The organism is Pseudomonas sp. S60 (assembly GCF_016647865.1).
Lineage (GTDB): Bacteria > Pseudomonadota > Gammaproteobacteria > Pseudomonadales > Pseudomonadaceae > Aquipseudomonas > Aquipseudomonas parafulva.
This window is the reverse complement of sequence record NZ_JACVVH010000012.1, coordinates 17,237-30,410: the sequence shown is the minus strand read 5'-3', so window position 1 is coordinate 30,410 and position 13,174 is coordinate 17,237. Positions and strand designations below refer to the sequence as shown.

Sequence of the window (13,174 nt, the reverse complement as noted above, 5' to 3'; positions counted from 1 at the left end):
AGACTCAAGTTTCACGTTCGACAGGGGGTCGCATGCAATTGACCACTAATCAGCAACGGGTGCTGGCAACCCTTCAGCAGTCGAGCAGGCCGCTGAGCGCATACAAGATTCTTGAACACTTGAAGAGCGAGGGCTTCAACGCCCCTACGCAGATCTACCGAGCGCTCGCCTGCCTCGCCGAACGTGGATTGGTACATCGCCTGGAATCTTTGAATGCCTATGTGAGATGTGCTCCCCCCTCCACCGAGGAGGGTGTAAAGGCGTTTGCAATCTGTGACTCATGCGGCCATGTCGATGAGTTCATCGTCCCATCGCTCAACCGGTACCTCGGCACCTGGATGAAGCAGAACGTGTTTTCCCTGGGCAGCTCAACCATAGAGCTCCATGGGAAATGTGCGACTTGTAGCAAGCTCGATCCCACCTCCGACAGTTAGCACCGACGAGTGCCAATTTTTCGTCACCCTTTTCCGTGAGGCCTTCTGATGACAGCCCAACATTCAACTGAAGCGACAAAGCTTCCTGTGACAGTCCTTTCTGGCTTTCTAGGAGCCGGCAAAACCACGCTACTCAACCACATTCTGAATAACCGTGAAGGCCGGCGGGTCGCGGTCATTGTCAATGACATGAGTGACGTGAACATTGATGCTGCGTTGGTTCGTGAGGGCGGCGCAGAGCTCTCACGTACCGATGAGAAACTGGTTGAAATGAGCAACGGCTGCATCTGTTGCACCTTGCGCGAAGACTTGCTGCTTGAGGTAGATCGCCTCGCCAAAGAAGGTCGATTCGATCAGCTAGTCATCGAGTCGACTGGCATTTCTGAACCTCTGCCCGTGGCGGAGACCTTTACCTTTGAAGGTGAAGATGGTCGCAGCCTCGGTGAGGTAGCTCGGCTCGACACCATGGTCACCGTCGTGGATTCGTTCAACTTCCTCCGCGACTACAGTTCGCGCGACAGCTTGCAGGCACGCGGCGAATCACTTGGAGAAGAAGATGTTCGCACCGTAGTGGATCTGCTGATCGAGCAGATCGAATTCTGCGATGTGATCGTTCTCAACAAAGTTGATCTGGTCAGCGAGGACGAGCGGCAACAACTCATCGCGATCCTCAATAGCCTGAATCCACGGGCCAAGATCGAAATCTCAGAATTTGGCAAAGTCCCTCTGGATCGTGTGCTCAACACTGGCTTGTTCGACTTCGACGAGGCCTCGCGAGCCCCGGGTTGGCTGCAGGAAATGCGCGGCACCCACACACCTGAAACGGAAGAGTATGGGATCCGCAGCTTCGTCTATCGCGCCCGTCGACCGTTCCATCCCGAGCGATTCCATGAGCTGGTTGAGCGTGAATGGCCAGGCGTCGTGCGTTCAAAAGGCTACTTCTGGCTCGCCAGCGAGCCGGCAATGGCGGGCAACTGGTCGCAAGCAGGCGCAGTGGCCCGACATGGCCCAGCAGGCTACTGGTGGGTAGCCATCCCACAAGACCGCTGGCCGACGGATACCGAGTCCGTCGAGAACATTCGCGCCAAGTGGGACAAGGACGTGGGCGATGCACGACAAGAACTCGTACTCATCGGCATGGACATGGATGAGCCCGCACTGCGCGCAAGCTTCGATGCCTGCTTGCTCACTGATGAAGAAATGGCGTTAGGCCCGAAGGGCTGGATGAAACTGGCCAACCCACTTCCAGGCTGGAACTGACTTGAAAGAGCCCTCCTGTCATCGGAGGGCCAGACACCTGCGGACATACCAAATGAGTGAACAACTACCCGACGTTTCCGTCACCGATCTTGCCCCGACTCTTGGCCCCCTGGAATGGGTTGGCATGCAAGGAATCGACATACCGGTGACGATTGACGAAGCGGGCTATCACCGCGAGCTTCATGCCAGAGCGGACGTACAAGTCGATCTACCTGCGCCCCAAGTCAAGGGCATCCACATGTCCCGGCTCTATCGCCTGCTGGACAGTTGGGGACAGGATCGCTATATCTCACCAACGCATGTTCGCGAGTTGCTCAGCAGCATGATCGAGAGCCATCACGATTGTGATAGCCGAAGCGCTCGCCTTCAGCTGGACTTTGATCTCCTCGTGCGCCGACCGGCACTCATCACCGAGGGCTTGTCTGGCTGGAAATCGTATCCAGTGAGCGTGAATGCATTTTTGGTAGAGGGCGCCTTTTCCCTACGTGTTGAAACCACGATTGGCTACTCGTCAACGTGCCCCTGTTCAGCGGCATTGTCGCGCCAGCTAGTCGAAGAGGGCTTCCTGAAAGCGTTCTCAAATCAGTCCGCAGTTGAACCCGCGATCGTGGCGCAGTGGCTGCGTGCAAACGCATCCTTAGCAACTCCACATAGCCAACGGAGCGAGGCGCGCGTCTCTGTCTCGATTGACCAGCAAGCTGCCAATTTAGGTCTTCTTTCCTTGATCAGCTCGGTAGAGGCTGCGCTGGGTACGCCGTTACAGACCGCGGTGAAACGTGCCGACGAACAAGCCTTCGCAGCACTGAACGGACAGAACCTCATGTTCGTAGAAGATGCCGCACGGCGGATTCGTGCAGCGCTCTCGAACTACCGATCCCCAAGCGTCCACGTCAGGCACTTGGAAAGCCTGCATCCTCATGACGCTGCTGCGTGGTCTGCTCCTCACCGACGTGAGCCTGATTATGGGAAATGAATCGCATCGCTCGTTGATCCCCGTCACATTGCTGACCGGCTTCCTGGGCAGCGGCAAAACGACATTGCTCAACCAGTTGGTGAGGCAGCCGGCATTTGCCAACACGCTGATCATCATCAACGAATTTGGTGAGATGGCTCTCGATCATCTTCTGGTTACCCACAGTAACGAGAACATCGTCATGGAAATGGGCAGCGGCTGCGTCTGCTGCACCATTCGCGGAGACCTTGTCCAGACGTTACGGGACATCACGTGGCGTTTCTCACGGGAGGGAAGCCGCCAGTTCGACCGCGTACTGATCGAAACGACCGGTTTGGCTGATCCTGCGCCGATCATCCACACGCTCATGACGCATGCTCAAATTGCGCCAAAGTATCGACTTGATGGTGTAGTCGCGACTGTAGACCTGGCCATCGGAATGGCAACGCTTGATGGTCATCAGGAGGCAGTCAAGCAAGCAGCCATGGCTGACGTGCTACTGCTCACCAAGGGTGACCTCGTGAGTCCAGAACACAGGGCCGATCTGCTTGAACGGCTCGCCGACATCAACCCGGCAGCACCTCGGTGGGAAATCCAGAACGGCGAGCTGCTGGCTGAGAAGATTCTCGATTTGGGCCTGTTCACCCATGAGGGTAAGTCGCCCGATGTTGAAGGCTGGTTAAAGGAGCACGCGTATAGGGCCAGCGCTGCCCCTAAATTCCAAGTCGCATCTCGGCCTGCGAACAGTATGAATCGAGGACTTTTCTCTGCGGACTTGCAAGCACCTCAACAGGACGTAAACCGCCACTGCGACCGAATTCGTGCGTTTTGCTTCACCATCGACAACCCCATCAGTGAGCTTGCTTTGGAATGCTGGCTCGAGGTGGTAATGACCCTGCTGGGGAGCAACATCCTCCGGGTTAAAGGCATCCTCAACATTGAGGGACTAGACACGCCCATCGCCCTGCATGGCGTGCAGCACATCTTCCATCCGTCCGCGCCGCTACCCGCCTGGCCGAGTGACGACCGGCGCTCCCGTTTGGTCTTCATCACTCAAGACGTGACACGAGAGATGATCGAGGCGACGTTCAGAGCCTTTAAAGACAAGGCAGGCCATATCGAAGGCATCAGCGTATGAGATCGAGCATCCACCTTCACAACACCCTCACCCGTCAGAAAGAAGCGTTGCGCACAGAGCAGCCTGATCGGGTGACCATGTATGTATGCGGCCCAACCGTCTACAACTACGCTCACATCGGCAATGCCAGACCTGCTGTAGTCTTTGACATCCTTGCCAGAGTCCTGCGCCATGAGTTTAACGAGGTTGTTTACGCACGAAATTTCACGGACGTGGACGACAAGATCAATGCAGCAGCAATAGCGTCAGGCTCTCCTATAGCGGACATCACTAGCCGCTTCATCGATGCCTACCACGAAGACATGGCAGCCCTTGGAGTCGCCTCACCCGACCTGGAACCACGTGTTACCGATCATATTCCAGAGATCATCGCTCTGATCAAACGACTCATTGATCGCGGCCATGCCTACGTCGAGCAAGAGCATGTGCTCTTCCATGTCCCCTCGTACCCCGCATACGGCCACCTATCGGGACGCTCACCTAAAGACATGTTAGCGGGTGCAAGGGTCGAGGTCGCACCCTATAAGCGCAGCCCTCTGGACTTCGTTCTCTGGAAACCTTCGACCCCTGAAATGCCCGGCTGGAGCAGCCCTTGGGGACGAGGTAGGCCAGGATGGCATGTAGAGTGCTCTGCCATGATTGGTCGACACCTGGGCCATACCATCGACATTCATGGTGGAGGCCAAGACCTTATTTTCCCTCACCACGAGAATGAGATTGCTCAGGGCGCTTGTGCGAACGGCACACTCTACTGCCGCACGTGGGTGCACAACAGCTTCGTTACCGTTGATGGGCAGAAGATGTCCAAGTCACTGGGCAACGTATTGCTAGTCCGAGACCTGCTTACTCAGGCACCGGGTGAAGCGATTCGATTCGCGCTGCTGTCTACCCACTACCGCCGTCCGATGGACTGGAATACGCAGCGCCTGCAGTCGGCTGTCCAAACCCTGATTCGGTTCTATACCTCCCTGTCGAAGGTCAGTTCGCTGGCCGTCCCTGCTGATGTGGCGCCGGACGACCAAGTGCTGAATTCGCTGAAGAATGACTTGGGCGTGACCGACGCACTGGCCCGGCTGCATGTAATCAGGTCGGAGCTTGATCGGGCGGGCACAGATGAAATGCGGTCGCTCAGTAAAGCACGGTTGCTCAAATCTGCTGGACTGCTCGGCCTACTGCAGCAAGAGCCTCACGCCGCCCTCGCTGCCTTGAACCTCCCAGTAGCGCCGTTTGAACAACCGCTGAGTCATCGACAGCATCTTGCATCATTGCTGGAAGCAAGAAACAAAGCACGTAGTGAGCGCGACTTCGCCAGAGCGGACGCCCTGCGTGACGAGTTGCTAGAAGCTGGCTTCAGCATCGAGGACAGCCCAGATGGCTCCACGCTACGCCCGGCAGCAAGGAGCGTGATATGAAGCGATGGCCGAACGCGATCTTGATTGGATTGGTGCGCGGCTACCAACTGTTCATCAGTCCAGCCTTAGGCAATCGATGCCGATTTCATCCTTCATGTTCCCAGTACTCGATCGAAGCACTGCGCACTCATGGCGCGCTGATGGGCAGCTGGTTGACGCTGCGCCGGCTCTTACGTTGCCACCCACTGCATCCCGGTGGATTTGACCCTGTACCGTCGAAAGGCAGCAAAGAAAAAGGTGGTTTATGCTGATCCGTAAGCTATTCAAATTCGAAAACGCGCACATCGTGCGAGGCTGTAGCACCCGCCGCTGCTCGCACTCGATTCATGGGCACTCCTACAAAGTGGAGGTGCTCTTGCATGCTGACGCCTTGGATCACGGGCAGATGGTGTACGACTTTGGGCTGCTTAAAGGGGACGTTCGTGAATTGATCGACGCCTTCGATCACGCCGTCGCGATCTGGTCACAGGATGATCCTGATTACATTGCGTCCATTCGCAGGCATTCAGAGCGCTGGGTACTTATCCCTGTGTCACCAAGTGCTGAACAGTTCTCCAGATTGATCTTCCGCCTGGTGGAAGCCGCCTTGGAAAATACCGAAATGAAGAACGGTGAATCCGGCGTTCAGCTCCACTCTGTGATCGTGCACGAAACCGAAACCGGGTATGCACAGTGCTTCCGCGAGGATGTTGTGAACCCCCGTATGGGCTTGATTGACCTCGACCTCATCGAGTTCTCTCCCGCGATTACCGCCCAATGGTCTGACCCCAAGCTGTACGCACGGCTGAAGTCGAAGCCCACCATGATCCAGACCGAGCTGGAAGGTTTGTGTAGCTGATGCCCTGCGCGAGTAACCGTGCTCGCAGCTAGAACTCGCTGCCCACCCAATTTATGACCAGGGCCTCCGCCAGCGGACGGCCCACAGTATTTTAAGATCGAGAAGCCTGTGACGATGTCAGATAACGCATACCCCTCACCTGTTTCCATCACGCTGCCAGATGGATCAATTCGTACCTACGATAATCCCGTCACTGTCCATGACGTAGCAGCATCCATCGGCGCCGGTTTGGCACGTAGCACAGTGGCAGGAAGGGTTGATGGCCGCTTGGTGGACGCCTGCGAGGTGATTGACCGCGATGCTAAATTGCAGGTAATCACCCCTAGAGATGATGAGGGCTTGGACATCATCCGTCACTCATGCGCCCACCTTGTTGGCCATGCACTCAAACAGCTGTACCCGACTGCCAAGATGGTCATTGGCCCGGTGATCAATGAGGGCTTTTACTACGATGTAGCGTTTGAAAGGCCTTTCACCCCGGCAGACCTCGAAGCCATCGAAGCTCGCATGCGCGAGCTGATCGCCAAAGAGTACGATGTCGTCAAGCGCATGACGCCGCGCGATGAGGCCATCCAGATCTTCAGGTCACGACACGAAGACTACAAACTTCGGCTGATCGAAGACATGCCAGATACCCAGGAGATGGGGCTCTACTTCCACGAAGAATACGTGGACATGTGCCGCGGCCCTCACGTACCCAATACCCGCTTCTTGAAGGCCTTCAAGCTGACCAAACTAGCGGGCGCGTATTGGCGCGGTGATGCAAAAAACGAGCAACTGCAGCGCATCTACGGAACGGCTTGGGCCGATGCAAAGCAGCTGTCAGCTCACCTCGTTCGACTTGAGGAAGCCGAGAAGCGTGACCATCGCAAGATCGGAAGAGAACTCGACCTTTTCCATTTCGAGGATGACGCCCCAGGATCAGTTTTCTGGCACCCACGGGGGTGGACGGTGTTTCAGTCTCTCATCGCCTACATGCGACGCCGGCAGAATGACGCGGGCTATGTCGAAGTGAACACGCCAGACGTCATGGATCGCAGCCTTTGGGAAACGTCCGGGCACTGGCATAACTATCGTGATCACATGTTCACGACCGAAACCGAGGATGGTCGCGCCCTGGCTCTCAAGCCGATGAATTGCCCAGGCGGCACCCTCCTCTATCGACACGGCCTCAAGAGTTACCGCGACTTGCCGATTCGCATGGGCGAATTCGGTAAAGTCCATCGGTATGAGCCCTCCGGTTCTCTCCATGGGTTGCTTCGGGTGCGTCACTTCACCCAAGACGACGCGCACATCTTCTGCACCCCCGAACAGATGAACGATGAATGCCGATCCGTCGTGGGTCTAGTACTGGACATCTATCGCCAGTTTGGCTTCGAGGACGTGCGCATCAAGCTGTCTACTCGACCTGCCAACCGAATCGGCAGTGACGCAACCTGGGATCAACTCGAGGGGGCGCTGATCCACTCCTTAGGAGAAATGGGCCTCGACTACCAGGTCAATCCAGGTGAAGGGGCGTTCTACGGGCCCAAGCTTGAGTTCGTTTTGCGCGACGCGATTGGCCGGGATTGGCAATGCGGCACGCTTCAAGTTGATATGAACCTGCCTGAGCGGTTCGGCATTGAGTACGTCGACGAAGATGGCCTTCGCAAGCGCCCTGTCATGCTGCACCGTGCACTCTTCGGCTCTCTGGAGCGTTTCACTGGAATCATGCTGGAGCATCACTCTGGCAAACTCCCAGCTTGGCTCTCACCGATTCAGGTGGTCGTCTGCTCTATTTCGCAGCAGCATGCAGATTATGTTCGAGACATCGCCACATTACTACGCTGCAACGGCCTGCGGGTTGAGACTGATACCCGGAACGAAAAGATCGGCTACAAGATCCGCGAACAGACATTACAACGCATCCCCTACCTCCTTGTTGCTGGCACTAAGGAACAGGAAGAAGGAACCATCGCGATTCGTAGCCGAGACGGCGAGGATCTGGGCGTGATGGATCTGACCCAAGCCATAGCTTGGCTGCTTGCAGCAGTTGAAACTCCAGACGCTTTGGAGCGCCGTGTAATTTCCAGGGAGGCTCAATTGCGCTTGGAAGCCAGTAAGGCCAAGCAACCGGCGTAACTTGAACTGCGCACCCTCAACCACGCGCGTCCAGCGCATGTGCTTGAGTGTGCGCAGCCTATTTGCAAGCGCGATGTAGCGCCCCGAGAGTGGCGGCCCTATGATATCAACGCCCTCGCAGCACCAAGCAATCGGTGCTGCATTACCTGCGCGGAGACGGAATCATGCGCCATTGCTTCTACAGCTTTCACTACGAGGCCGACAACTGGCGAGCAGCTAAGATTCGCTCGATCGGGGCTATCCATGGCGCTCGCGAGGCCTATGACAATGGCTGGGAAGCTGTGAAAGATGGCAGCGACCAGGCAATCAGAAACTGGATTGCCGCCGAAGTGAACGGCTGCTCCTGCGCGATTGTGCTAATCGGCGCACAAACTGCGGGACGCAAATGGATCAACTACGAGATTGAGCAAGCCTGGAACAAAGGCATGGGCCTGGTCGGGGTCTACATTCACGGCATAACTGATCGCATCAACCAGACGTCCAGAGTCGGTTCAAATCCGTTCAACGGCTTCGATGTGAACAATGTCCCTCTTTCCAACATCGTTCGCACTTACGATCCTCCGGGCCATGACAGCGCGACCCGGTACGCAAACATCTCCCAAAATCTTGGCAAGTGGGTCGAAGAAGCGATAGCGATCCGAAAGCGCTACTAACCGCCCCCTCACGACTCTGCCAATGAGAAATACCATGCAGGACGCCTCTTACTACCTGGCTATTTTTGGATCGCCTCCAGCAGGATTCGTGGATGAATTTCACGAAGCCTTGAAAGGGAAGCTCGCGGTGCTGTCACTCAACCTCGGCGTTGAGGTCGATTGGTATACAGGTATGCCCGACGTGTACCGCGTCGCCAATGGAAAATGCACCGCCGCGCTGTGCTTCCCTCTCCCTGATGGGCAAGATGTTCACATCACGAAATTGATGAAGGATGGTGTCCCTGTCATCCCTGTCGCGTCGAAACTCGGGCATCTGGCCGCGGAGTTTCCTCCGTCAGTATCGATCCTCAATGGGCTGGGACTGGACTCATCGGACATCCCAACCATCGTAAATTGCTTGCTGGAATGCGCCTCGCTCTTGCCTCGGCAACGACGCGTTTTCCTGAGCTACAGACGAACGGAATCAACCACCGCAGCGCTACAGCTCTATGCGGCGCTTTCAGAACGGTTGTTTGACGTTTTCCTCGACACGCATGAGATCTTGCCAGGGGAGCACTTTCAGGAGGTGCTGTGGCAGAAGCTGTGCGACAGCGATGTCATGATCTACCTGGATACCCCGTCCTACTTCGACAGCCGTTGGACAACAGCAGAGTTTGGGCGCGCCGTATTCCGGGGTATTCCCATTCTCAGGGCTGGCTGGCCAGAGGTGAATCTCGATGACCGAAGCCAAGTTACGTTGGATTTGCGCCTGTTCGAAGACGATTTCTTGTCGGATGGCGTGTCGCTCACCAATCAATGCCTCGCACGCATCTGCCGATCGGCTGAGGATCTGCGCGCAGAAGGCGTCGCTACCCGCTATCGCCTGCTGATGAACGCATTCGGTACCTCCTTGGAGCGCGCCCAAGCGACAATCGAGGGCTATTCACTCCGACGCAGCCTCACCGTCAAGCCAAAACGTGGAGAGCCAATTTACGTCTATCCAGCACTCGGCGTGCCGACGACCTATACCCTGCACGATGCCACCCTTGACAATCACCCTGCGCCTGTAGCCGTAGTATATGATAACGCAGGTATTGAAGAACGTAGGTGGCAGACACATATGGAATGGATCAGCAACTACCTAGAAAAGGATGTGCGGTTAGTCGAACCCTACAATTCGGGCTGGCGATTCATGGACTGGCGAAAGTGAAGAAATCAATATTTCTATCCGCCAGCGTGCCAACCTATGGCAGAGAATTTTTTGATTCTTGCCACCCCTATCAAACACAAATAGCGGTCAGGTCACTGTTGCTCCTGGCACTGGGCCGACAACGCTTGGTATTTGGCGGGCATCCTTCAATCACCCCCATGGTCTATGCCGCGGGCAGGAGCTTTGGACTCAATACCATCGAATGCGTGACCATTTACCAATCCGCATTTTTTCAAGACAAGTTCCCTCTCGAGAATCAGGGTTTTGCTGACATCCGGATAGTCGCCAAAGAAGAAGAGCTCAAAGACAGTATCTTATCTATGCGCCGGCGGATGCTTGAGGATAACGAATTTGAGGTCGGTATTTTCATAGGCGGCATGAAGGGCATTATCGATGAATATGAAATGTTCAGAAAAAAGTCCCCTGACGCCAAAGTGATCGCAGTCCGAGCCGGCGGCGGAGCTACGGCGACCCTTCCCTGTACGCAATCAGACCCCGCCATCCAGGCGCTTGAAGAGTCTGGGGACTATTTCTCGCTGTTCAACAGCATCCTGGGCATCGATACGAATAGCGAACGGATTTTTAGTAACTAAGGAAAAGTTTAATGGATCGCGGCTTCAACCTGAGCATTAACACCGCCCCATACTTCGTCGACTTCACGAAAGTCAATGCTTATAAAGATGCAAATAAAAAACGCGTTGACGACCTCGCTCAGTTGATGATCGATGAGGACACGTTCGATGCATCGCTCATTCTGAAATCACTCTTCCCTGCTGTAAAAGCAGACATCTTCCTGTCTCACTCCTCCAAAGATGCAAACGAGGCCATCCAAATCGCACTGGAGCTTCAGGAAAAATGCGGCCTGAATGTATTTATTGACTCCTGCATCTGGGGTTCGATCTACGACTTGCTGAAAGCCATCGACAATAAGTACTGTCGCCGCGAAGGCCAAATCAATTACGACTATGATGACCGCAATCGTACCACGGCTCACGTGCATATGATCCTGACTACCGCCCTGCAGCGTATGATTGATCAGACAGATACGATCATCTTTATGAACACGGAGCAGTCGATCTCGCTTAAGCACTCGGTAAATGAAGAGCAAAAGACCTTGTCTCCCTGGATACATATGGAGCTCAATTTCAGTACGCTGGTACGACGCCGTTGGCGTTACAGTATGGCGATGGAGAGCAAGCGTGCGATGGATGCAGTAGTTTCTAACGAGGAATTTAACGTCGCACATGATGCCCCTACCGGCCACCTCACCTCTATTGCAGAAGAGGAATTTCGAAAGTGGATGCAGCAGGCGTCCACTCTTAGAGGCTCAAAAGCAATCGATCTTTTATACAGTAATTTTTGACGGAAACTCTCCATGGATGCCAAGCTCAAACACCTCGAATTCGTTCAGGGTGTAGTCAACCGCCTGTCCACCAATTCGTTCCTGCTTAAAGGCTGGTCGATCATCCTGATTTCGGCACTATTCGCCTTGTCCGCTAAGGATGCTGACAAAGGCTTTGCTCTGCTGGCCTATATCCCAGGCATCGCGTTCTGGGGGCTGGATGGGTACTTCTTAGCGCTCGAAAGGTGCTACCGGAAACTGTATGACAAAGTTCGGGGAACAGATAAAGACAAAATCGATTTCCTTATGGTGATCGATAAAGGACAAGGTTCGAAAAACTGGCTTAAAGCAACCTTCTCCAAAACCCTCATCGTATTCCACGGGGCGGTGTTGGTAGCGATTACCGCTGTGGTCGTCGTTTATCTGGTTAAGGCATCCCCAGCCGTATAGACGATGTGACCAAGACTCACCTTTCCGTGCATGCGAGCATAAAACTCTCACTCGCCTTGCACGGACTCATCACACTAGCCCGCACTTAGTTCTCCACGGCAGTAGACTTTTCTCAGCGTGCACCATGAAAATTTGAACACGACTCCTTGTCGTCATTCTGGCCATTACGCGAATGCTTTTCAGCCAGACTGAAAAATCTAGGATAGAATGATGAGAATATTCTGTCCCAACGTTATGAAGAGAGCTGTATGGATCCCCTATCGTCAGTGCTCCAGCTGGTATCCGCCCGAAGCTACCTGACAAGTGGGCAGTCTTCGGGTAAAACCTGGTCATTGCGTTATCCGGGCTTCGCAGGAATGAAATTCATCGCGGTACGCAAGGGTGTTATTTGGTTTCGCCTTGAGCACAGCAGCAGTTGGCACAAACTAAATCCGGGAGATGGCGTCATTATCACCCGCGAAGCCCCCTTTATCCTCACTACAGATATTACTCTGAAGCCTCTTGAACTTGGCACTGTTCCTTATATAAAAAGGCACGGAATCGCAGACTATGGCGGCGGAGAAACCCTTTTTCTGGCCGGAAAAATGGAAATAGACCAGGAGGCAGGACACACCCTCTTTCAGCTGCTTCCAGAAATAATCCCTGTGGCTACCGGAAGTGGAACGTCCTCCGTTCTGCACTGGCTCATGTCTCGATTGCATGAAGAAAGCCAGTCAATGCGTCTTGGCTCTTCCTTAGCAGGGGATCATCTAATGCAACTGGTCATGATTGAGGGCATTCGCAGCTGGATACTCTCAGAAGAGTCCCGGATCGACGGATGGTTGAGTGCATTGCGCGACCCGCGCATATCTCGAGCATTGTCGGCAATGCACTCAGAACCAGAGAGAAACTGGCAATTGACCGAACTGGCGAACGTAGCAGGCATGTCACGAGCAGGATTTGCTCGACGCTTCGGTGATACCACGGGCACTACGCCAGTGCGCTATTTGGCAGCTTGGCGCATGCACATGGCGTCGAAAGCATTGCGACTTTCCAATGAACCCATCAAGAGTATGGCTTTCCGCTTGGGCTATGGTTCAGAGAGTAGCTTCAGCACTGCTTTTCGAAGGATTTACGGGCTACCACCTAGCAGCTATCGGGACGAACACCAGAGCAAAATCATCAGCAGCCTGACGCCCCCTGCCACTTCTGGCGGGCAAAAATCGGCATGTGTAGACTCTCAGTAAACAAGTGTAGACTCCTGCTTATCTATAAAATAGCCAAAAAAACGTATCATTTCAGCCATCTTGGTCGGTGCCACTGTACAGGCCAGCCCTGCTGTCAATCAGGTCTACAAGCTTGCACAATAGTGTAATTGAGTAGAGCTGCTCGAGGAAATGATTGTT

The 13,174-nt window shown here is 54.6% G+C and carries 14 protein-coding genes; all 14 read left to right on the top strand.

Annotated features, from left to right (window positions below; translation table 11 throughout):
• Window positions 1–32 precede the first annotated feature (32 nt).
• The 14 genes from IAE33_RS08165 to IAE33_RS08100 all read left to right on the top strand — a co-directional run bounded on the left by IAE33_RS08165 (window position 33) and on the right by IAE33_RS08100 (window position 13,015).
• On the top strand, window positions 33–434 hold the full coding sequence (locus IAE33_RS08165) for a Fur family transcriptional regulator (protein ID WP_201163095.1): 402 nt from the start codon (window positions 33–35) through the stop codon (window positions 432–434).
• A 48-nt stretch (window positions 435–482) separates the two neighbouring features.
• The gene (zigA, locus tag IAE33_RS08160; RefSeq protein ID WP_201163094.1) at window positions 483–1,694 is read left to right on the top strand and encodes a zinc metallochaperone GTPase ZigA; all 1,212 of its coding nucleotides are present in this window, start codon (window positions 483–485) and stop codon (window positions 1,692–1,694) included.
• Window positions 1,695–1,746: 52 nt separating this feature from the next.
• Window positions 1,747–2,667, top strand: coding sequence for a GTP cyclohydrolase FolE2 (gene folE2 / locus IAE33_RS08155; RefSeq protein WP_201163093.1), 921 nt, complete (start codon window positions 1,747–1,749; stop codon window positions 2,665–2,667).
• The gene (locus IAE33_RS08150; RefSeq protein WP_201163092.1) at window positions 2,612–3,784 is read left to right on the top strand and encodes a CobW family GTP-binding protein; all 1,173 of its coding nucleotides are present in this window, start codon (window positions 2,612–2,614) and stop codon (window positions 3,782–3,784) included. Before folE2 ends, IAE33_RS08150 begins: the two co-directional genes overlap by 56 nt.
• Window positions 3,781–5,196, top strand: a complete 1,416-nt coding sequence (cysS, locus tag IAE33_RS08145; protein ID WP_201163091.1) for a cysteine--tRNA ligase — start codon at window positions 3,781–3,783, stop codon at window positions 5,194–5,196. Before IAE33_RS08150 ends, cysS begins: the two co-directional genes overlap by 4 nt.
• Window positions 5,193–5,447, top strand: a complete 255-nt coding sequence (gene yidD / locus IAE33_RS08140; RefSeq protein WP_201163090.1) for a membrane protein insertion efficiency factor YidD — start codon at window positions 5,193–5,195, stop codon at window positions 5,445–5,447. Before cysS ends, yidD begins: the two co-directional genes overlap by 4 nt.
• On the top strand, window positions 5,441–6,034 hold the full coding sequence (locus IAE33_RS08135; RefSeq protein ID WP_201163089.1) for a 6-pyruvoyl trahydropterin synthase family protein: 594 nt from the start codon (window positions 5,441–5,443) through the stop codon (window positions 6,032–6,034). Before yidD ends, IAE33_RS08135 begins: the two co-directional genes overlap by 7 nt.
• 114 nt (window positions 6,035–6,148) lie before the next feature.
• Window positions 6,149–8,155, top strand: a complete 2,007-nt coding sequence (gene thrS, locus IAE33_RS08130) for a threonine--tRNA ligase (protein ID WP_201163088.1) — start codon at window positions 6,149–6,151, stop codon at window positions 8,153–8,155.
• Between the two features lie 164 nt (window positions 8,156–8,319).
• Window positions 8,320–8,808, top strand: coding sequence for a TIR domain-containing protein (locus IAE33_RS08125; RefSeq protein ID WP_236406251.1), 489 nt, complete (start codon window positions 8,320–8,322; stop codon window positions 8,806–8,808).
• A 34-nt stretch (window positions 8,809–8,842) separates the two neighbouring features.
• Window positions 8,843–9,997 carry a toll/interleukin-1 receptor domain-containing protein gene (locus IAE33_RS08120; RefSeq protein WP_201163086.1) on the top strand — a complete coding sequence of 385 codons (1,155 nt, stop codon included), beginning with the start codon at window positions 8,843–8,845 and terminating at the stop codon, window positions 9,995–9,997.
• Window positions 9,994–10,590, top strand: coding sequence for an SLOG domain-containing protein (locus tag IAE33_RS08115; RefSeq protein ID WP_201163085.1), 597 nt, complete (start codon window positions 9,994–9,996; stop codon window positions 10,588–10,590). Before IAE33_RS08120 ends, IAE33_RS08115 begins: the two co-directional genes overlap by 4 nt.
• 11 nt (window positions 10,591–10,601) lie before the next feature.
• Entirely contained in the window at window positions 10,602–11,360 is a 759-nt protein-coding gene (locus IAE33_RS08110; protein ID WP_201163084.1) for a hypothetical protein, read from the top strand.
• Between the two features lie 12 nt (window positions 11,361–11,372).
• Window positions 11,373–11,789: a hypothetical protein gene (locus IAE33_RS08105; RefSeq protein WP_201163083.1), complete on the top strand. Its 417-nt coding sequence runs from the start codon at window positions 11,373–11,375 to the stop codon at window positions 11,787–11,789.
• A gap of 248 nt (window positions 11,790–12,037) precedes the next feature.
• Window positions 12,038–13,015, top strand: coding sequence for an AraC family transcriptional regulator (locus IAE33_RS08100; protein ID WP_201163082.1), 978 nt, complete (start codon window positions 12,038–12,040; stop codon window positions 13,013–13,015).
• Window positions 13,016–13,174 lie beyond the last annotated feature (159 nt).